At 67.9% G+C, this 17,751-nt stretch carries 24 protein-coding genes and 1 tRNA gene; 13 read left to right on the forward strand and 12 right to left on the reverse strand.

Annotation, left to right across the window (positions count from 1 at the left end):
- Window positions 1-34 precede the first annotated feature (34 nt).
- From FHU38_RS26505 to FHU38_RS26515, 3 genes are read left to right on the forward strand one after another with little or no spacing between them, the layout of a single operon-like run.
- Window positions 35-640, forward strand: a complete 606-nt coding sequence (locus FHU38_RS26505) for a TetR/AcrR family transcriptional regulator (protein WP_167177586.1) — start codon at window positions 35-37, stop codon at window positions 638-640.
- Window positions 624-2,249 (forward strand): acyl-CoA dehydrogenase family protein, encoded by a 1,626-nt coding sequence (locus FHU38_RS26510; protein ID WP_167177588.1) that lies wholly within the window; start codon window positions 624-626, stop codon window positions 2,247-2,249. The genes FHU38_RS26505 and FHU38_RS26510 overlap by 17 nt, the downstream gene beginning before the upstream one ends.
- Window positions 2,246-3,094, forward strand: coding sequence for a crotonase/enoyl-CoA hydratase family protein (locus FHU38_RS26515; protein WP_167177590.1), 849 nt, complete (start codon window positions 2,246-2,248; stop codon window positions 3,092-3,094). Before FHU38_RS26510 ends, FHU38_RS26515 begins: the two co-directional genes overlap by 4 nt.
- On the opposite strand, the gene FHU38_RS26520 is transcribed toward FHU38_RS26515, so the two are convergent.
- The 3 genes from FHU38_RS26520 to FHU38_RS26530 form a co-directional block, all read right to left on the reverse strand.
- A complete protein-coding gene (locus tag FHU38_RS26520) occupies window positions 3,088-3,819 on the reverse strand; it encodes a CAP domain-containing protein (RefSeq protein ID WP_390623348.1) in 732 nt (243 codons plus the stop codon). The two genes, FHU38_RS26515 and FHU38_RS26520, sit on opposite strands and share 7 nt — an antisense overlap.
- Before the next feature lie 74 nt (window positions 3,820-3,893).
- Entirely contained in the window at window positions 3,894-4,475 is a 582-nt protein-coding gene (gene dcd, locus FHU38_RS26525; protein WP_167177592.1) for a dCTP deaminase, read from the reverse strand.
- An 18-nt stretch (window positions 4,476-4,493) separates the two neighbouring features.
- Window positions 4,494-5,729 carry an oxygenase MpaB family protein gene (locus FHU38_RS26530; protein ID WP_167177594.1) on the reverse strand — a complete coding sequence of 412 codons (1,236 nt, stop codon included), beginning with the start codon at window positions 5,727-5,729 and terminating at the stop codon, window positions 4,494-4,496.
- A gap of 118 nt (window positions 5,730-5,847) precedes the next feature.
- Here FHU38_RS26530 and FHU38_RS26535 point away from each other — a divergent pair.
- A tRNA-Gly gene (locus tag FHU38_RS26535) sits at window positions 5,848-5,918 on the forward strand.
- Between the two features lie 29 nt (window positions 5,919-5,947).
- Here FHU38_RS26535 and FHU38_RS26540 read toward each other — a convergent pair.
- Window positions 5,948-6,211 carry a hypothetical protein gene (locus FHU38_RS26540; protein WP_167177596.1) on the reverse strand — a complete coding sequence of 88 codons (264 nt, stop codon included), beginning with the start codon at window positions 6,209-6,211 and terminating at the stop codon, window positions 5,948-5,950.
- Between the two features lie 253 nt (window positions 6,212-6,464).
- The gene (locus FHU38_RS26545; protein ID WP_167177598.1) at window positions 6,465-6,929 is read right to left on the reverse strand and encodes a nuclear transport factor 2 family protein; all 465 of its coding nucleotides are present in this window, start codon (window positions 6,927-6,929) and stop codon (window positions 6,465-6,467) included.
- An 18-nt stretch (window positions 6,930-6,947) separates the two neighbouring features.
- Between FHU38_RS26545 and FHU38_RS26550 the strand changes: the two genes are divergently transcribed.
- From FHU38_RS26550 to FHU38_RS26560, 3 genes are all read left to right on the forward strand, one after another.
- Window positions 6,948-7,502, forward strand: a complete 555-nt coding sequence (locus FHU38_RS26550; RefSeq protein WP_208417064.1) for a hypothetical protein — start codon at window positions 6,948-6,950, stop codon at window positions 7,500-7,502.
- A gap of 40 nt (window positions 7,503-7,542) precedes the next feature.
- Window positions 7,543-7,695: a hypothetical protein gene (locus FHU38_RS26555; protein WP_167177602.1), complete on the forward strand. Its 153-nt coding sequence runs from the start codon at window positions 7,543-7,545 to the stop codon at window positions 7,693-7,695.
- Window positions 7,696-7,997: 302 nt separating this feature from the next.
- Window positions 7,998-8,201, forward strand: coding sequence for a hypothetical protein (locus tag FHU38_RS26560; protein WP_167177604.1), 204 nt, complete (start codon window positions 7,998-8,000; stop codon window positions 8,199-8,201).
- Between the two features lie 63 nt (window positions 8,202-8,264).
- Here FHU38_RS26560 and trpS read toward each other — a convergent pair whose 3' ends face one another.
- Window positions 8,265-9,308, reverse strand: a complete 1,044-nt coding sequence (trpS, locus tag FHU38_RS26565; RefSeq protein WP_167177607.1) for a tryptophan--tRNA ligase — start codon at window positions 9,306-9,308, stop codon at window positions 8,265-8,267.
- 213 nt (window positions 9,309-9,521) lie between these two features.
- Here trpS and FHU38_RS26570 point away from each other — a divergent pair, with 213 nt between their 5' ends.
- The gene (locus tag FHU38_RS26570) at window positions 9,522-10,256 is read left to right on the forward strand and encodes a GNAT family N-acetyltransferase (protein ID WP_167177609.1); all 735 of its coding nucleotides are present in this window, start codon (window positions 9,522-9,524) and stop codon (window positions 10,254-10,256) included.
- 1 nt (window position 10,257) lies between these two features.
- On the opposite strand, the gene FHU38_RS26575 is transcribed toward FHU38_RS26570, so the two are convergent.
- Both FHU38_RS26575 and FHU38_RS26580 read right to left on the reverse strand, forming a co-directional pair.
- On the reverse strand, window positions 10,258-10,947 hold the full coding sequence (locus FHU38_RS26575) for a class I SAM-dependent DNA methyltransferase (RefSeq protein WP_167177743.1): 690 nt from the start codon (window positions 10,945-10,947) through the stop codon (window positions 10,258-10,260).
- Window positions 10,925-11,425, reverse strand: coding sequence for a GrpB family protein (locus FHU38_RS26580; protein WP_167177611.1), 501 nt, complete (start codon window positions 11,423-11,425; stop codon window positions 10,925-10,927). The genes FHU38_RS26575 and FHU38_RS26580 overlap by 23 nt, the downstream gene beginning before the upstream one ends.
- A 205-nt stretch (window positions 11,426-11,630) precedes the next feature.
- Between FHU38_RS26580 and FHU38_RS26585 the strand changes: the two genes are divergently transcribed.
- A complete protein-coding gene (locus FHU38_RS26585; protein WP_167177613.1) occupies window positions 11,631-12,242 on the forward strand; it encodes a DUF4352 domain-containing protein in 612 nt (203 codons plus the stop codon).
- Window positions 12,243-12,271: 29 nt separating this feature from the next.
- Here the strand turns inward: FHU38_RS26585 and FHU38_RS26590 are convergent, their stop codons facing one another.
- Both FHU38_RS26590 and FHU38_RS26595 read right to left on the reverse strand, forming a co-directional pair.
- The gene (locus FHU38_RS26590) at window positions 12,272-13,108 is read right to left on the reverse strand and encodes a maleylpyruvate isomerase family mycothiol-dependent enzyme (RefSeq protein WP_167177615.1); all 837 of its coding nucleotides are present in this window, start codon (window positions 13,106-13,108) and stop codon (window positions 12,272-12,274) included.
- A gap of 94 nt (window positions 13,109-13,202) precedes the next feature.
- A complete protein-coding gene (locus tag FHU38_RS26595) occupies window positions 13,203-13,625 on the reverse strand; it encodes a YciI family protein (protein ID WP_167177618.1) in 423 nt (140 codons plus the stop codon).
- Between the two features lie 93 nt (window positions 13,626-13,718).
- Here FHU38_RS26595 and dinB point away from each other — a divergent pair, with 93 nt between their 5' ends.
- The gene (gene dinB, locus FHU38_RS26600; RefSeq protein ID WP_167177620.1) at window positions 13,719-14,915 is read left to right on the forward strand and encodes a DNA polymerase IV; all 1,197 of its coding nucleotides are present in this window, start codon (window positions 13,719-13,721) and stop codon (window positions 14,913-14,915) included.
- Between the two features lie 14 nt (window positions 14,916-14,929).
- Window positions 14,930-15,391 (forward strand): protein-tyrosine phosphatase family protein, encoded by a 462-nt coding sequence (locus FHU38_RS26605; RefSeq protein WP_167177622.1) that lies wholly within the window; start codon window positions 14,930-14,932, stop codon window positions 15,389-15,391.
- Window positions 15,392-15,418: 27 nt separating this feature from the next.
- On the opposite strand, the gene FHU38_RS26610 is transcribed toward FHU38_RS26605, so the two are convergent.
- Together FHU38_RS26610 and FHU38_RS26615 are read right to left on the reverse strand one after the other, a co-directional pair.
- Window positions 15,419-15,757 carry an MmcQ/YjbR family DNA-binding protein gene (locus tag FHU38_RS26610; RefSeq protein WP_167177624.1) on the reverse strand — a complete coding sequence of 113 codons (339 nt, stop codon included), beginning with the start codon at window positions 15,755-15,757 and terminating at the stop codon, window positions 15,419-15,421.
- Between the two features lie 57 nt (window positions 15,758-15,814).
- Window positions 15,815-16,009: a type II toxin-antitoxin system VapC family toxin gene (locus FHU38_RS26615; RefSeq protein WP_167177626.1), complete on the reverse strand. Its 195-nt coding sequence runs from the start codon at window positions 16,007-16,009 to the stop codon at window positions 15,815-15,817.
- Between the two features lie 150 nt (window positions 16,010-16,159).
- Here FHU38_RS26615 and mug point away from each other — a divergent pair, with 150 nt between their 5' ends.
- Together mug and FHU38_RS26625 are read left to right on the forward strand one after the other, a co-directional pair.
- Window positions 16,160-16,669 (forward strand): G/U mismatch-specific DNA glycosylase, encoded by a 510-nt coding sequence (gene mug / locus FHU38_RS26620; RefSeq protein ID WP_167177628.1) that lies wholly within the window; start codon window positions 16,160-16,162, stop codon window positions 16,667-16,669.
- A 226-nt stretch (window positions 16,670-16,895) separates the two neighbouring features.
- Window positions 16,896-17,693, forward strand: coding sequence for a LuxR C-terminal-related transcriptional regulator (locus FHU38_RS26625; RefSeq protein WP_167177630.1), 798 nt, complete (start codon window positions 16,896-16,898; stop codon window positions 17,691-17,693).
- Window positions 17,694-17,751 lie beyond the last annotated feature (58 nt).

Raw genomic sequence — 17,751 nt, forward strand, 5'->3', positions numbered from 1 at the left:
CCTCAAGTATTGAATCAGTGGTTCACTTCTTGGTGTGGTGTACCGCCGCACTCCCGAGATCCAGGCCCGCCTCGACGCACAGCGGACCGCGATCCTCGACGCCGCCGTCGAACTGCTCGCAGAGCGCGGCTACGCCGGATGCTCGGTGTCCGCGGTGGCCTCGCGGGCAGGGGTGGCCACTGGCAGTGTCTACCGGCACTTCCCCGGCAAAGCGGAACTGGTGGCCGAACTCTTCCAGCAGGTGGTGACCCGAGAGGTCGAGGCGGTACGGCGCGCCTCCGAGGAACCGAGCGAGCCCGCCGCTCGCGTGCTCGCCGTCGTGCGAACCTTCGCGCTACGAGCGCTGAAGGCACCACGGCTGGCGTACGCACTACTCGCCGAGCCCGTGGACGCCCCCGTCGAGCAACAGCGACTGGTGTTTCGACGCGCCTTCCGCGACATCATCGCCCGCTGCGTCCGCGCCGGAGTCCAAGCGGGCATGCTGCCACCTCAGGACGCCGCGATCACCGCGGCCGCGGTGGTCGGCGCCGCCGCCGAGGTACTCATCGGCCCACTCACCACCGGCGAGGCCGAAGCCGTCGGCGAACTGTCCACCTTCACCCTTCGCGCGCTAGGAGCAGGCGATGCCACCCACCCATGAAGTGACCAACCAGGTACCCCCGCTCGTCGACTACGACGTCGCCGACGACCCGGCCCTGCTCGAAGGTCTGCGCAGAGAGGGCGCGGACTGGGCTGAGCCCGAGGTCAGGGAGTTGGGACTGCGGGCGGGCAGTGAGCGCGCACAGGAATGGGGCAGGCTCGCCAACGAGCACCCGCCGAAGCTGCGCACTCACGACCGGGTCGGCAGGCGAGTCGACGAGGTCGAGTTCCACCCACACTGGCACGACCTGATGGAGGTCGCCGTCTCGCACGGGTTGCACGCGGCACCCTGGCAGCAGCAGCGGCAGGGCGCGCACGTCGCCCGCACCGCGAAGTTCTACGTGTGGAGCCAGGTTGAGGCCGGGCACACCTGCCCCATCTCCATGACCTATTCCGCCGTACCGGCGCTGCGGCACAACCCAGCGCTCGCGCGGGTTTACGAGCCGCTGCTGGCGGCGAGCAGCTACGACTACGGGCTGCGCGAACCGAGCGGCAAACGCGGCCTCATCGCGGGCATGTCGATGACCGAGAAGCAGGGCGGCTCCGACGTGCGTGCCAACACCACGCGGGCACAGCCGTCCGCCGACGGCAGCTACGTGCTTACCGGGCACAAGTGGTTCACCTCGGCCCCGATGTCGGATGTGTTCCTCACGCTCGCGCAAGCCCCTGGCGGGTTGTCGTGCTTCCTGCTGCCCCGGGTACTGCCAGACGGCACCCGCAACCGCATCCACCTACAGCGGCTGAAGGACAAGTTGGGCAACCGGTCCAACGCCTCGGCCGAGATCGAGTACGACGGCGCCGTCGGCTGGCTCGTCGGCGAGGAGGGTCGCGGGGTCCGCACGATTATCGAGATGGTCAACAACACCCGCCTGGACTGCATCACCGGCAGCGCCGCGGGCATGCGCTACGGCGCCGTGCGCGCGACCCAGCACGCCACGCATCGCAGCACGTTCGGCAAGCCGCTGGTGGAACAGCCGCTGATGACGAACGTGCTCGCAGACCTCGCCGTGGAGGCCGAGGCGGCGACCACCGTGGCCATGCGGCTCGCGGGCGCGAGCGAGCGCGCCATCGCGGGCGACGCGCAGGAGGCCGCGCTGCGCAGACTGGCGCTGCCGGTGATCAAGTACTGGGTGTGCAAGCGAGCGCCCGCGCACGCGGCGGAGGCGCTGGAATGCCTCGGCGGCAACGGCTACGTGGAGGAGTCCGGTATGCCCCGGCTGTTCCGGGAGTCACCGCTTTCCTCGATCTGGGAGGGCTCGGGCAACGTGGCGGCGCTGGACGCGCTGCGCGCCATGGCCAGGGAGCCGGAATCGGTCGAGGCGTTCCTCGGCGAGGTCGAACTCGCGGCGGGGGCGGACTCCCGGCTCGATGCCGCCGTCACCGACGTGGGCAGGGAGTTGACCAACCTCGACGACATCGAGTACCGGGCGCGCAGGTTGGTGGAGCGACTCGCGTTGGTGTTGCAGGCATCGTTGCTGGTGCGCCACGGCGACAAGGCGGTCGCGGACGCGTTCTGCGGCTCGCGGTTGGGCGGCGACTGGGGAGTCGCTTTCGGCACACTGCCCACCGGTACCGACACGCACGCTGTGGTGAGCAGGGTGCGCTGGTGAGCGCCCCACTGCGCACGGAGACCGCCGACGGGGTCCGCTCGATCGTGCTCAGCAGGCCCGACGAGTACAACACCATCACCCCGCAGTTGCGGGACGCGTTGAGCGCCGCGATCGACGAGGCCGACGCCGACCCGGAGGTGCGGGTGATGCTGCTGCGCGCCGAAGGGCCCGCGTTCTGCGCCGGGTACGGGCTGGGCTGGTCGACCGAGCTGCAGGCACAGGAGCAGAGCAACGACCGCGGCTGGGACTCGGTGGCCGACATGCGCCTGCTGTCCACGTTCGTCGACACCTACCTGAAGCTGTGGTACGCGGCCAAACCCACCATCGCCGCCGTGCACGGGTGGTGCATCGCGGGCGGCACCGACATGGTGCTGTGCGCCGACATCGTGGTGGCGGCCGACAACGCGGTGTTCGGCTACCCGCCCTCGCGGGTGTGGGGAACACCGACCACGGCCATGTGGGTCTACCGGCTGGGTTTCGAGCGGGCTAAGCGTTACCTGCTCACCGGCGACGAGATCCCGGCCCGCACGGCGGCCGACATCGGCCTTGTGCTGGAGGCCGTACCGGAGGAGAAGTTACTCGACCACGCGTTCGGGCTCGCCAAGCGCATGGCCATGGTGCCCGCCAACCAACTGCAGATGCTCAAACTGCTGTGCAACCAAACGGCCGAGAACATGGGACTGTCGTCCTCGCGCACGCTGGGCACGCTGTTCGACGGCGTCGCCCGGCACACCCAGGAGGGGCGCGACTTCGTCCGGCGAGTGAGCGAGGCCGGCGTCCGGCAGGCGGTGCGTGAGCGCGACGACCCCTTCGGCGACTACGGCTCGCGACCGCGCGCTCAGTAGCCGAAGGTCTGCGTCCAGTACCAGCCGGAGGCGTTCAGCCCGACACCGATCGCGGTGATGTCGCAGTTGAGGATGTTGCTGCGGTGACCGTCGGAGGCCATCCAGGCGTCCATGACCGCTTCCGCGCTGGAAAGGCCCATAGCGATGTTCTCCGCGGCCGGGCTGGAGTACCCGGCGTCCTCGATGCGCTCGTCGAACCGCTCGCCCTCCGGGGAGGTGTGTGAAAGGTAGTCACGGCGAGCCATGTCGTCGCTGTGTTGCTGGGCCGCGCTGGCCAAGCTGGTGTCGACGTGCACTGCGGCACAGCCTGCTCGCGCACGTTCCTGGTTCACCAGCGCCACCACCTCGGCGACGGCGTCGGCAGGCTCGGAAGGTCGATCCGTTGTCGGTTCGGGCGAGGGTGTGCTGGTTGTGCTCGGCGGCGTGAGGGGCGATCGCCTGGTCGTGGTGGTGGTCGGGTCCGCCTGGGTGGTGCCCGGCACGCTGCTATCGGTCGTGGTGGTTGGTTCGGTGGTCGGTGCCTGCGTTGTGGCCTGTCGGCTCTCGGCCGTCCTGCGTGCCGCGCTGTCGTAGGCACCGGGTTCCCGATCGCCGGGCTGTGCGGACTCGGTCGCGGCGTCGCTGGGGCGCAACCACAGCAGGTGACTGCCCGCTGCTGCCAGGACCCCCACGAGCACGCTCGCCATCACCAGCAGTGATTGCAGGCGTGAACTGGGGCCGGACACGAACGTGAAAGCTACCACCAAAGCGTGGGTTATTGAACCGTGATTCTTTCCCTACCAGCCAGGGGGGAGGGCGGCTACCTGCGGGTGTCGACCCGGTCGAAGTTGCGGTACGCCCTGCTCGGCGTTGGGCCACGCTGCCCCTGGTAACGCGACCCGACCCGCGCCGAACCGTAGGGGAACTCGGCGGCGCTGGAGAGCTGGAACAGGCAGAGTTGGCCGATCTTCATGCCCGGCCAAAGTGTGATGGGCAGGTTCGCCACGTTCGACAGCTCGAGGGTGATGTGCCCGGTGAAGCCGGGATCGATGAAGCCTGCCGTGGAGTGTGTCAGCAACCCGAGCCGACCCAGCGACGACTTGCCTTCGAGCCTGCCCGCCAGGTCGTCGGGGAGGGTGACGATCTCGAACGTCGATGCGAGTACGAACTCGCCAGGATGGAGCACGAAAGCGTCCTCGCCGTCCTTCTCCACCAGCGACGTGAGCTCGTCCTGCCGCAGTTTCGGGTCGATGTGGGTGTACTTGCTGTTGTCGAAAACGCGGAAGAAGCGATCCAGCCGCACGTCGATGCTGGACGGTTGCACCATCGCGGGGTCGAACGGGTCGACCCCCAACCGTCCGGCTTCAAGCGCTTTGCGCAGGTCGCGGTCACTCAGCAGCACCAGAACACCCTAGTGTGTTCAGGCGGCGGGCTTTCCCTCGGTGCGCATGTGCCTGGCGTAGCTGCGGTCGGCGCGAAACAGTTTGCCCAGCTGCTCAGCGTAACGGCGCCGCCCTATCGCCCCGATGCGTTCCTGCACCGTGGTGGCGCCCGGCACCCACCGGCGGACGGTCTCGGCGGCGAAGTTGGTCGCCGCCGCCGCGAGCACGGCGCCCTGCGCGATGGGATCGTTGGGCAACCCGAGGTAGTCGGCGTTCTCCCTGCCCAGCGTGAGCCTGCTGATGGAGGAGTGCACGCGCACGGAAACGTGGGCCAGCACCTTGCCGATCGCGCCGCGGCCCGCTCCGACCTCGGCGTGTGAACGCAACAGCGCGGCGGCGAGCCGTTTGGAGTCCTCATCGGGGATGAACTCGGTGGCCGCGAGCAGCCAGAGCAGGCGCCAGGAGTCTTCTTCCGTGGCGGGCAGCAGCTCTTCGCGGATACCCATCAGCCAGCCGACGTAGCGCCACAGGTGCAGGATGTCGGCGCGTTCGGCCGCACTGTAGCGGACGCCGAGCAGTTGCATACCCAACACGTAGACCAGCGAGAACAGCAGCAGCGTGCCAGCCGTCTGCACCTGGTTGACCGGGCGGTCCCACGCCTCGTAGTCCCAGTCCTCGCGCCGGTTCATCGCGGCGCGGACGTGGGCGTGCACCAACCGAACCCGCAGCGCGGAGACATAGCCTCGCTCGCCTGCCCGAAGGGCGCCAGGGGTGGTGACGTCGATCCACCAGATCCCCGTCTCCACCAGCCGCTTGCTCGCCGCGTACTCGATGTTGCCCGTACCGACCAGCGGCTTCGTCGCGCGAGCTGCCAGGTAGCCGCCCATCAGGGACATGTCCCCCAGCGGGAACAGGCCCAACAAACCCGTGCGGGTGATGGCACGGGCCCCGCGTTCGACACGGTCGGGGTCCACCCAGTACGGCGTGGCCTCCACCGCACGGAAGAACGCCTCGAGTTCAGGGGGCGGGTCGTCGACCGCGTCGATCCCGTGCTCCAGCGCCTGTTCGAACAGGGCGCGGCCGTTGTCCCGGCTGCCACGGAACATGTCGACGACGGCGTCGGCGAGCGGGTCCTCCTCCTGCGCGAACTCGCGTAGCCGCCGCAGTTGCGGCTCGGTGCCACGGATGTCGCCAGGAGCGAACAGCCTCGTGGCTAGCCAGAGGCCGCCCTGGCGCAGCAACTCCGGGTCCGGCAGCCGGTCGTCGGCCTTCATGCGTCTCACCTGCCCGTATCCCAAGTTCGACAACAAGTGTTGTCACTTACGGTGAGTCGCGTCAAGGGGAAGGCGTCTACAGCGTGGAGATCGGCACCATGTATGCTGTCGGTGCATCGCGGATGTAGTTCAATGGTAGAACATCAGCTTCCCAAGCTGAGAACGCGGGTTCGATTCCCGTCATCCGCTCTCAGTCAAACCCCCTGGTCCCACAATGTTCATTGTGGGACCAGGGGTTTCGTCCCTCGGGAGCGGCGCGCGAGTAGCAACGGCTGGTAGAAGCCGCTGGCTTCCGGACCCAACCACCTGACGTTCTGGAATGACGCCGAGGCCACGTAGTCGGTCAGCGCGTCCCGGGTGAGCGCCCAGTAGCGCGCACGGCAGACCTGGACCCGCCAGTCGTCGCCAGGTGGGAGCAATTCGTAATGCTCCAGGTCGTGGCGCTGGCCATCATCGTGCCAGTGCCAGGGCAACGAGATCATCGATGCTCTCGAGGAATGGGCAGCCGAAATCGCGGCAGCGCGGCGCGCGGCCGGTGCCGTTGGCGACGCCATCAACGGGATCAAGAACGGTGTCCGCGAGGCGGAGTTGGCACGGGCACACCACTTCGGCATCCGCGAGGACGGATCGGTCGTCGACAACGGACCGCCACCCGGCACATCGGCAGGGCAGCAGAAGGCGGTAGCCGATGAGCGTCGTGCTGTGGCCTCGGAGTAACTGGCCGCCAGCTGTAACTCAGCGTTGCGACATGCCGGTGATCGGACCGTCTGCCGGGGCGGCCGTGGCTTCCCCAAAGATCATGCGGTGTCCGCGGGCGGTGTCCATGTATTCGCGGACCCGGTGGATGAGGCCGTCTTGGAGCTCGAAGACCAAGCAATAGTCGTTGGTGTAGTGGTTGCCGTTGGCCAGCGTCGCCGTCATGGTTTCCTCCACGATCACTCGGTCGCCGTCTGCGTGGAGGCCGTGGAATGTGACCGCGACATCGCGCACGAACAACCGGAGGAAGTCCTCGGCAAGAAAGCGCGCGATGGCTTCCCTGCCGACCATGTGGCTCGGGCCGTCCAGCGCGATCGCGGTGGCGTTCCCCGGCGGAGCCAGCCACTCGGCGTCCTCGGTGAAGACCGCGGCGATCCGGTCGGCGTCGTGACTTGCGAACGCCTGCCATGCCGCCTGGACGATGGCTCGACTGTCGTGTGACATGTCGAGACACTAGGCAGGATGCCAGACGAAGGGCTAGCGGTTTTCCGCCGTCATCACCGACTACTGTCCGTGAACCCGGAACTGGCCGTCCGCGGGGAATTCCAACTGGCCACTGTCAGACGGTTTCATGCGTTGCGTGACAAGGTCTACCTGAAAGCCCGGGTCGAGCAGGTGCTGCGCAGCGCCACCGACGTCGATTCGGACTTCTGCAAGGTCCTCAAGCGAGTCCTGGCGCGAAACACGATCGACGCCGGTGCGTACGACAACGAGTCGACGTCGCTCTCCGCCGCCGGCAACGCGGGCGCCGCACTTGGCTCGCTCAGTATCCCGGCGCCACCACCCGCCAACGCGAGCCCAGCCCAGAACGCCGCTTGGTGGGCCAGCCTGTCCGAGGCGCAACGGCAGCGCTTCACCAACGACTACCCGCAACTGTCGGCAACCGCGACGGTGTGCCGCGAAGTATCGCGACCTTGCCAACCGCCACCTGCTCGAGCAGAGCAAGCAAGAGCTCCAGACTCAGCTGGCCGCCGCCAGGGAGAACAACCCCTGGTACAAAGACCTCGTCGGCCTTGAGGACTCCGAGATCGGGGAATTGGAGGCGAAACTCGCATCGGTGAACGAGCTGGACGCGCTGCTGAACGATCCTGCTCGCCCGGATCGCCACCTGCTCGAGCTGGACCTTTCGAAATCACGTGCCGAAGCAGCGGTCGCGAACGGGGACGTCGACACCGCCGATCACGTAGCGGTGTTCACTCCCGCCAGGTGACTGTCGCGTCAAAGTGGCATGAACCATCCGCCGCATCGCCGCACGCGCGGAATCAGGCCGTCGAAAATCGGGTCCGGCAACGCACCCGAGCGAGTCCACGGAACCGACATCCGAGCTCCACACCTCACCGAGGCCACCCCGTCGGAGACAACTGCCGAAGGCTGATCAGCAGATCGGGCCCAGCTACCCACCCCTCGCGCAGAGCGTGGGTGAAGCCTGCGCCCGCGCCCCACAGATCCCGGACGGTCGTCACACCCCGGGTCAGCAACCGGCGAAGTGTCGGCACCGCTTCCAGGATCCGGGTGCTGCGGCAGCGACTCCTGGCGATGGGCAGCGGCATACGCGTGGCAATCGATGAACCCGGGAACGAGCAGGCCGCCTCGACAGTCGACCTGGTCGGGGCGCTCCACATCGGGCCCAACAGCCGCGATCCGCGCGTCGAGCACAAGCACGTCGGCACGGTCGATCACGGCGCTGCCCGGGTGGAAAACCATCGCTCCCGTTAGTGCCGTGGCCGCCACGCCCCCACCGTGCCGGACAAGCCATGCCCGGCACGGCGGCTTCCCGGCTCAGCGGCGGGCGTGGCGTTCGGCCGTGCGGCGCAACCTGTTGTAGGCGCCGGCCAGTCCCATGGCCTTGCGCGCTTCGAACACCACTTGCCGCACAACCTGGCGGGTGCGTTCGGTGCCGGTGACGACGATCTCTTCGACCAGGCCCGACTGCTGCTCGTAGCGATTCCGGCGCTCCCGCATCGGGTCGAGGAACCGGTTGAGCGCGGCCGCCAGCGCCTGCTTCACCTCGACGTCGCCGACCCGACCTTCCCGGTAGCGCGCCTCCAACTCGGCGACCTGGGCGTGGTCATCGTTGAAGGCGCGGTGGTACTCGAACACCGGGTTGCCCTCCACCCGGCCGGGCACGTCGGGGCGGATCCGGTTGGGGTCGGTGAACATGCCCGCGACCTTGCGGCGGACGTCGTCGGCACTGTCCGATAGGTAGATCGCGTTGTCGAGCGATTTGCTCATCTTCGCTCGGCCGTCGGTGCCGATGAGACTGGTGACGTCGCTGCGCACCAGTTCCGGCACCGGGAAGGTCTCGCCGTAGAGGTGGTTGAACCGGCGCGCGATCTCCCGTGTCACCTCGACGTGTGCGTGGTTGTCCTGCCCAACGGGCACGGCGTGGGCTTTCACGCAGAGGATGTCGGCGGCTTGCAAGACCGGGTACCCCAGCAGTGCGTAGGACATTTCGGCCTCGCCCGCGGCGCGGCTCATCTCCTTGAGACTGGGGACACGTTGCAGCCGCGGCACGGTCACCAGGCTTTGCAGCAACGTATTCAACTCTGCGACCTCCCCGATGGCCGACTGCAGGTAGAAGGTCGCGCGTGCCGGGTCGATACCGGCCGCCAGCGCGTCGAGCACCTGCTCGCGTACGTTCCCCGTTACCCGCGCGATGTCATCGGCGCGGTTGGCGGTGGTCAGCATGTGCAGGTCGGCAAGGATCAGGAACGTCTCGTAGCGATGCTGTAGCCGCACCCGATTCGCCAGGCTGCCGACGTAGTGCCCGAGATGCAGCTTGCCGGTCGGGCGGTCGCCGGTGAGCATGCGTTGCGTGGTCATGGAATCCCTCTCGTCAGCGAACCGCCCGAGAGGTCATGCCCACATCAGAAAGGCCGCCTCGTGGGCGGCCTTCTCGTTACCTGGTGCGCAAGGTCAGAGCCGCCGGGAGGCGGCCCACCACATGCTTGGACATGTACGCACAGAATGGAACATAGCACGGCGATCGCCAAGGACCCACGTCGTGCCTCGCACACAACGAATCGAAAGGCGCGGATGCTCATCGAGAGCCTGGCGACCCGTCCCGACCTGCTCGACCCTGCCCTGGAACTCGGCGACATCGGTGCCGAGTTCATGCGGCACGATCCGGTCGCCGACCTGACCCGCGCCGCCAGGCTGGCAACACGATGGCCCGAGTATTTCCTCGTGCTGCTCGACGACGGCGTGCCGGTCGCCAGGGCCGTCGGTGTCCCGCTGGCGTTTCCCACCGGCGAACGAGGCGAGTTGCCTGACCACGGGTGGGACGGCGCCATTCTGTGGGCGTTCGAGGACGCCGTCGACGGACGTGCTCCCACCACACTTGTCGCGCTGGACGTCCAGGTCGCGGCCGAGCACCGGGGGCGGGGGATCGCCGCGCGTGCGCTCGCGGCGCTTCGCACCAACGCTCGCGAGCACGGACTGGCTCGTCTCGCGATTCCGGTGCGGCCCACGCAGAAGCAGGACCGGCCCGACGAAACCATGGCGGACTACCTGCTTCGCCGCCGCGCGGACGGCTACTCCGCCGACGCCTGGTTGCGCACGCACGAGCGAGTCGGAGGCAGGTTCGTCAAGGTCGCACCATTCGCGATGACGATTACCGGCACCCTGCGTCAGTGGGAGGAATGGACCGGGAAGGTGCTTCGACCCGGTCCCAACGTCGTCGACGGTGCGCTCGTCCCCGTCGTGGCGAATGTGGAACAGGACATCGGCGTCTATGTCGAGCCGAATGTATGGTTCGAACACTGTCCATAGGTCACCTCGCCTTGCGTGCCAGGAGGAAGCACTGCGGGGAAAGTTCCCTGAACTCGCCTTCCTCGTCGGGTTGCCGTACCAGCCGGGCATGTTCCCGCAAACTGGTTTGCCCCAGCAGTTCGGCCACGTGATCGGGTTGCCGGGGATGGAAGTCGAGTAGGACCGGGTGACCACCGACCTCGGTGCGGTGCACCACCTCGTCGCCCACCGCGAACGCGAGTTGCAGGTATCCGCCGGGCGCCAGCACCCGGCTGAACCCGGCGAGCACCTCCGGCAGGTGCTCGTCTGGCACGTGAATGATCGAATACCACGCGACGATGCCACCGAGGCTGCCGTCCTCGATGTCCAGCGCGGTCATCGAACCTTCCCGAAACCGCAGGTGGGGGTGTCCGCGCCGAGCCTGCTCGACCATCCCCGGCGAGAGATCGATCCCGGACACCGACAGCCCCAGGTCATGCAGGTGCGCCGCGATCCGCCCTGGCCCGCAGCCGACATCGACGACCGCGCCCGCTCGCTGTGCCCGCACCAGTTCGGCGAAGACCGCGAGTACCGCGCGATCGAAGGGTTTGACGGCCAACTCGTCGGCGAATCGATCGGCATAGTCGGCCGCGAGAACGTCGTACGCCGCGCGGGTACGCGAGGCGAAGTGGGGTTGCCGGTCCACGCGCTCAGCCAATCCTCGGCGGCACATCACGATCCGAGCGGGCGATGATCTCATCGATCACCGAGCTCTTCGCCTCGGCGTAGTAGTTGATGTCGCGCCACTGCCGCCGCACCAGTTCGCGTTTGACGGCGGCATAGCGCTCGCGGTCGGATTCGCTGGCCCGCAGCCGGTCGCGAAACGCGAGGTAACGATGCACCTCGGCACGGTCGGGCGGGTAGCAGTGCAGGTTCACAGGCTCCTCCGGGTCACCGATGCGCAGGCAGCGGTGTCGCGGCTCGCGCACCCGCAGGTCGTAACCCAGTCGCTCCAGGTCGGGCAGGTACGCCCGCTCGTCGTCCGGGTCGTCGATGCCGAGCACGATGTCGACGATCGGCTTCGCCACCAACCCCGGTACCGACGTGGACCCGATGTGCTCGACAAGCCGCGCCCGGTCGCCAAGGGCACGGCGAAGCTCGGCAGCGCGCAGCTCGAACCGTTCCTGCCAGACAGGGTTGTAGTCGACCATGGTGACGCGGGTGGGGCACGAGCCCGCGAACGAGCTTGGCGGACAGTGTGTCGTCGTTGAGTGCCCCTGACATCTGTCACTCCATCACACGGTCGAGTGGGGCCGATGGTCCACCCAAACGCTGTCACGCGCCTCTGCTTTCACCCACAACAGCGAACGAGGTTGAAAGTGGCACAGGACAAGTCAGGCGAGACGGGACGAGACGATGTCCGATCAAGCGCAAAACCAGACACCAGCGAACAATCCCAAGAGCAACGGCCGTCGCAAGTGGCCATGGCTTCTCGGAGGACTAGCCATCATCTTCGCCGTCACGATCAGTTGTTCCGACGATCAGCAGGCGGCCACGAACAACAACGGCTCTGACACGACCGCTCAGAACGAGCAACCGCAGCAGCAGGCACCACCGGAGCAGGAGCAGGCGGAGGCCGGGATCGGCCAGCCGGTTCGCGACGGCAAGTTCGAGTTCACCGTCGAGGGTATCGAGCGGGCCTCGAGCGTCGGCGACGACGCCGTCATGACCGAGGAAGCTCAGGGTGAGTTCGCCATCCTGACGGTGACCGTCGAGAACATCGGCAACGAGGCACAACCGCTGTCCGACGCGGACCAGTACGTGTACGACGCCTCGGGGCGCCAGTACTCGACCGACAGCATGGCGGCCCTGTCGATCATGGGTAACGACGTGCTGTTCAACCCGATCAACCCGGGCAACTCCGTGACGGGCAAGCTGGTGTTCGACGTGCCACCCGGCACCGAACTCACCAGCGCGGAATTGCACGACTCCGCGTTCAGCAACGGCGTGACGGTCAGTCTCGAATGACGCCTGTTCCCGGAACTGGCCGGGCCCGCTCAGCGAATGATCGACACGATTTCGCACGCGGCCTCGGCCAGTTCCCGGTCACCGTCGAGCCTGCCACGGCTGATCGCCGTCGATGGCTCGATGGTCCGCGTGCACAACCGCCACGCAGTGTCGGCAGCCAACTCGACCTCGGCCGCGACCGGTCCCGGCAACGAGGCATCGAGCGACCACCCTTCGCCGGTCTCCGTGACCACCCAGGTCGATCCGGCCGCGCCGTCGATGGTCAGCCGAAACCGCGTGCCCTCTGGCCGACTCACCCCACGCAGCGTGAACGGCAACGCCCGCGCGAACGTGTCCAGCACCAGGCTGAGCGCTTCCACCTCGTTCGATACCGGTTGCCCCACCGCCTCACGGATCTGCTGGCGGTGAACCCAGTACTCGGTGAAGTCCCTGGCCCGGTCCAGCCACATCGGGGCCGGGTCCGCACCGGCCCACGAAACCGGCGTGCCGTACTCGCCGGGCTCGACAACCGACCACAGCCGCGCAACCTGCTCACCGGTGAACTCGAGGCTGTCCAGCAGGCACCGGGGACTGAACCGCACGCACGCGTCCACCCACTCCTGGTTCAGCCGGTGAATGAACGTCGCGAACGGCTCGTCCTGGCGTGGCCCCGCTCCCGCGTCGTAGCCGTCCCTGGTCCGACCGAGGCGGCCGTAGTCGTCGCCGAGCAGGTGCGCGGCCAGATCCTTGACCGTCCACCCCGGCAGGGCGGGCAGCTCCCACTGCTCGGGGGCCAGGCCTCGCAGGTCGGTCAGTAGCGCCTGGCGTTCGGGCGCGAACGCGGTCCTGGCGTCGATGGGATCGCCAAGCCAGGAAAACTCACCCATTCCCCGGGTCTAGCAGCCCGGTAGCGGCGCGACAACGGGAATTCCCGCGTACCCGCCGGATGGCGGCACCCGCGATCGGCTCTCTGCCAGGTGCCTACTCCGCGATCTGCTCGCGCAGGCGCTCCTCCTGCTCCCGAAGCTCCGGGGTGAACTCCTCGCCGAAGTCGTCGGCCTCGAAGATCCGCCGCAGCTCCAGTTCCACCTCGCCGTTGCCGTCGAGGGAGGGCCAGCGCTTGACCCACTCGAGCGCTTCCTCGTAGGACTCGACCTCGATGATCGTGAAGCCCGCGATCAGTTCTTTGGTCTCGGTGAACGGCCCGTCGACCACGTGCGGCTTACCACCGGAGAACTTGACCTTCGCGCCCTTGGCACTTGGCTGAAGCCCCTCACCCGCGCGCAGTACTCCCGCCTCGGCGAGTTCGGCGTTGTAGGCGCCCATCGCCTCGAGCAGCTCCTGGCTGGGGAGCACCCCCGCCTCGGTCTCCTCGTCGGCCTTTCTGATGATCATGAATCGCACTTCGCCCTACTTTCCCTTGGAGTCAGCAGCCCAGCCTAGGAACCGAGCGCGACTGCTGCGGCCGGGGTTTCTGTCGGTCGTCGATGCGAACATATGTTCGTGTTGAGCGAGGGGCCGATACTGCACGCGGACCTCGACGCGTTCTACGCGTCGGTCGAGCAGCGTGATGATCCTCTCCTGCGCGGGCGGCCCGTCATCGTGGGTGGCGGCGTGGTGCTCGCGGCCAGCTACGAAGCGAAGGCATACGGCATCCGCACGGCCATGGGAGGCAGGCAGGCCATGCGGCTGTGCCCGGCGGCCGTTGTGGTGCCACCTCGCATGTCGGCCTACTCCGAAGCGAGCAAGGCGGTGTTCGAGGTCTTCAAGGACACCACACCGATCGTCGAGGGCATCTCGATCGACGAGGCGTTCTTGGATGTCGGCGGACTCGCCCGGATCTCCGGCACGCCGGCACAGATCGCCGCGCGGCTGCGGCGCGAGGTGGCCGACCGGGTGGGGCTGGCGATCACCGTCGGCGTAGCACGCACCAAGTTCCTGGCAAAGGTCGCCAGCGGCGTGGCCAAGCCGGACGGCCTGCTGGTCGTGCCACCCGATGCGGAACTGGACTTCTTACACCCACTGCCGGTCGAGCGACTATGGGGAGTCGGGCGGGTCACAGCTGGCAAGCTGAGGGAGCGGGGCATCACCACCGTGGGGCAGGTCGCCGAGTTGGGCGAACCCGCGCTGGTCGCGATGCTCGGCCGCGCGAGCGGGCGCCACCTGCACGCGCTGGCGCACAACCGCGACCCCCGGCCCGTGCACGTCGGCCGCCGCAGGCGCTCGATGGGCGCGCAGCGCGCGCTCGGCCGAAGATCGCGGTCGGCCGCAGAACTGGACGCCGACCTGACCGCGCTCGTCGACCGTCTCACCAGGCGGTTGCGTGCGGCGGCGCGGGTCTGTCGCACCGTTGTACTGCGGCTGCGCTTCGCCGACTACACACGGGTGACCCGCTCGCACACCATGGCGGAGCCCACCGCGAACACCGAGCCGATCCTCGCCACCGCACGCGGACTGCTTTCCTCGGCGATGCCGATGATCGACGCGAACGGTCTCACCCTCATCGGGGTAGCGCTGACGAACCTGCACACCGAGGGTGCCGTGCAACTCATGCTGCCCTTCGACGAAGCCGCCGCCGGAACTCTCGACGCCACGCTCGACTCGGTACGTGACCGGTTCGGCTCGGCCGCCGTCACCCGTGCCGCACTGCTCGGTCGCGCTCAAGGCATAGCGATGCCGCTGCTGCCGGATTGAAGGAGAATCGACCCATGGGGGAAGCAGCGACGTTGCCCAACTCGGTCCAACTACCTGACGGCGCGTGGGTACGCGGGCGCGGACTACGCAGGCCCGTCCAGGGCGGACCCACACCGGACTACGGGTTGTACCTCGGCGGCACGAGGCTACGTCGCAGGCACGAGGATTCACTGCACTGGCCGCATGACTGGGTGCACTGGCCGGACGGCTGGCTGCCCACCGACTGGCAGAGCGCCGCGGACAGCCTGGTCCGGCTGCACGAGCGGGCGCTGGCGGGCGAATCCGTGGAGATCGCCTGCCACGGGGGTCTGGGGAGGACGGGAACCGCCGTGGCATGCCTGGTCACTCTGTGCGGGCTGACTCCTGGCGCAGCGGCGCGCTGGGCCCGCGAGCACTACAACCGGCGAGCGGTCGAACTGCCGTGGCAACGGCTGTGGATTCACTGGTTCGCCAAGCGAAGCCGTGCGGCCCGTTGAAAGCGCCCACAAAGTGCCCAAAACGGCTCAGCCGTCTCTGGCCTTACGCAGCCGCGCGGGGGCCCTGCCAAACCACGCCTGCTCGACGAGTTCGGCGAGTTGTTCGTGATCGACCCGATCCAGATCCACCAGAATCACGCCGTATCCGTCGTAGTGCGGCGTGGTGTAGAACGCCGGGTCACCGGAGGCGAGCAGAGCGGCCTTCTCGTCGAGACCGCAAAGCAGCACGAGCCCGCCCTCCGCTTCGGTGCGCAGTCGCGCGAAGCCCTTGCCCGCTACTTTCAATCCCGGCGTTCCGTACCAGGTCGACTCCTGCACCTGCGGCAGCGTCCGCCCGATAGCCACGACATCGTCCCAGGTCGGCATGGGTCCATTGTCGTAGAGGCTGTCGCGCCGGTCTTGCAGGAATGCCGGACCGCGGTATCAGTTCGGTGGAAACCGGTCGAGGTTCGCGTGCAGCCGGGCGGGCACGAACGGGTCCGGCTCGCCGAGCCGGGCCAACCGTGCCCTGCGTTGCTTGGCGTGGCGGCGCGCTGCCCGCTGGTCCTCGTACCCGACGGTGATCGCGGCGGCGACGAGCAGCAGGCCCGCCAGGCAGATGACAACGACGAGGTACACGCCATCCCCCTTGATGCCGTCCTTGTGTAGCAGATCACAAATACTACGCAATGTCGGACGGCGACGCCACCGTCGCTGGTCGGCGCGGCGATACCGGTTTTCGCACGCACCCGGCTGCCTACCGCGCCCGGTGGGGGCACACTGCTTGGCATGGCCGTGCAAGCACTCGACGACGTGATCGACTACGGCTTGCGGGTGCTGTTCTGCGGTATCAACCCCAGCGTTCGCTCCGGCGCCACCGGCCATCACTTCGCCCACCCGGCGAACCGGTTCTGGTCGACCCTGCACCGCAGCGGTTTCACCCCGCGCAAGCTCCAGCCGAGCGAGCAGTTCGCACTGCTGGACTACGGCCTTGGCGTCACAAACCTCGTCGACCGGGTCACCGTCCGTGCCAACGAGCTGACCAAGGAAGAGTTGAAGCAGGGTGGCGAACGGCTGACCGCCAAGGTCGCGCGGTATCGCCCGCGCTGGCTGGCGATGGTCGGACTCACCGCGTACCGTGCGGCCTTCGGGAGACCGTCCGCCGTGGTTGGAGCGCAGGCGGAGAAGGTCAGCGGTGTGCCCGTATGGCTACTGCCCAACCCGAGCGGGCTGAACGCCCACTGGACCCCGGCCGGTCTCGCCGAGGAGTACGCCCGGCTGCGGGTCGCCGCGTCGTGACGCTCGATCGCGCGACGCCGCACGGCAAGGAGAAGTGCAGACCGACGAGCGCGACCCGATGCGGCCCGAATTCGGCGTCATGGATTAATGAGCAGGTCGCCAACCGGCCAGGTGGTTGAGACCGAGCGGTCCAGACAGAGGGAGGCGGACCGACCACCGCGACAGCAAGGCCCAAGGCGGCGAGCGAGCACACCTCGGGGGAGAGTGTGCGGGAGAGGGAGAGCGGATGGCGCACAGCATCGAAAGGGGCAGAACCGGCCCCGGCACGGCGGGCGGCCGCGTGTTGACCGTCGCGGCACTGGACTCGGTTCCCGTTTATCGGGAAGGACTCAACGCGGTGGTGAGCCGCACCCCGGGGCTACGTTGGGTCGGACACGCGGCAACGCAGCACGCATCCATGCAACTGTGCGAACAACTGCATCCGAATATCGTCGCTGTGGACTCCGGCCTCGACCCGCAGGGCCACCTGATCCGGCTGCTCAGCGACGGACACCCGATGATGATCATCGTCGTGCTGCTGCGGCAGGCACATGTCGGCGCGACCTTTATCTCCGCGATGCTATCGGCGGGAGCACACGGGGTCGTGCCGAGAGACGCCGACCCTCGGCGCCTCGGTGAGGCGCTGCGGAAGGCGTTCGTCGACAGGCGCTACACCGACCCTTCGCTCGCACCGTTGCTTGCCCGGCAGCGGCACACGACTGGCGGCGACGGCAGGGTGGGTGCCGACACGCACCGGCCGAGGATGCCGTTGTCCCGGCGTGAATACCAGGTGCTGCAACTGGTCGCGGAGGGACTGGAGAACGCGGCCATCGCGAAGACGCTCTTCCTGTCCGTGGAAACCGTGCGCACGCACGTGAAGAGCATCTTGCGCAAGCTCTCGGCGCGGGACCGTACACATGCGGTGAGCAAGGCGTTCCGCTCCGGCATTCTCGTCGCGCGTGCCGAGGGGTCACCGCCCGGCGAGGGAGCACCTCCCGGCGAGGGCGAGGCGCCACCCGCGGCGGTGGGTAACACGATCGCCTGACTCACCCATGGCGATCGCTTCGTCACAAACCGGCCCGTCACCTTGCCGCCAGTTACTA

The sequence above is a fragment of the Saccharomonospora amisosensis genome (assembly GCF_011761185.1).
Classification (GTDB): domain Bacteria; phylum Actinomycetota; class Actinomycetes; order Mycobacteriales; family Pseudonocardiaceae; genus Saccharomonospora_A; species Saccharomonospora_A amisosensis.

Bases quoted from the DNA above. Each gene is read 5' to 3' on its own strand.
- FHU38_RS26510 (WP_167177588.1), top strand. From the start codon at position 624: ATGCCACCCACCCATGAAGTGACCAACCAGGTACCCCCGCTCGTCGAC.
- FHU38_RS26530 (WP_167177594.1), bottom strand. From the start codon at position 5,729: ATGAAGGCCGACGACCGGCTGCCGGACCCGGAGTTGCTGCGCCAGGGC.
- FHU38_RS26540 (WP_167177596.1), bottom strand. From the start codon at position 6,211: ATGATCTCGTTGCCCTGGCACTGGCACGATGATGGCCAGCGCCACGAC.
- FHU38_RS26545 (WP_167177598.1), bottom strand. From the start codon at position 6,929: ATGTCACACGACAGTCGAGCCATCGTCCAGGCGGCATGGCAGGCGTTC.
- FHU38_RS26550 (WP_208417064.1), top strand. From the start codon at position 6,948: ATGCCAGACGAAGGGCTAGCGGTTTTCCGCCGTCATCACCGACTACTG.
- trpS (WP_167177607.1), bottom strand. From the start codon at position 9,308: ATGACCACGCAACGCATGCTCACCGGCGACCGCCCGACCGGCAAGCTG.
- FHU38_RS26570 (WP_167177609.1), top strand. From the start codon at position 9,522: ATGCTCATCGAGAGCCTGGCGACCCGTCCCGACCTGCTCGACCCTGCC.
- FHU38_RS26575 (WP_167177743.1), bottom strand. From the start codon at position 10,947: ATGTGCCGCCGAGGATTGGCTGAGCGCGTGGACCGGCAACCCCACTTC.
- FHU38_RS26580 (WP_167177611.1), bottom strand. From the start codon at position 11,425: ATGGTCGACTACAACCCTGTCTGGCAGGAACGGTTCGAGCTGCGCGCT.
- FHU38_RS26585 (WP_167177613.1), top strand. From the start codon at position 11,631: ATGTCCGATCAAGCGCAAAACCAGACACCAGCGAACAATCCCAAGAGC.
- FHU38_RS26590 (WP_167177615.1), bottom strand. From the start codon at position 13,108: ATGGGTGAGTTTTCCTGGCTTGGCGATCCCATCGACGCCAGGACCGCG.
- dinB (WP_167177620.1), top strand. From the start codon at position 13,719: ATGTTCGTGTTGAGCGAGGGGCCGATACTGCACGCGGACCTCGACGCG.
- FHU38_RS26605 (WP_167177622.1), top strand. From the start codon at position 14,930: ATGGGGGAAGCAGCGACGTTGCCCAACTCGGTCCAACTACCTGACGGC.
- FHU38_RS26610 (WP_167177624.1), bottom strand. From the start codon at position 15,757: ATGCCGACCTGGGACGATGTCGTGGCTATCGGGCGGACGCTGCCGCAG.
- mug (WP_167177628.1), top strand. From the start codon at position 16,160: ATGGCCGTGCAAGCACTCGACGACGTGATCGACTACGGCTTGCGGGTG.
- FHU38_RS26625 (WP_167177630.1), top strand. From the start codon at position 16,896: ATGGCGCACAGCATCGAAAGGGGCAGAACCGGCCCCGGCACGGCGGGC.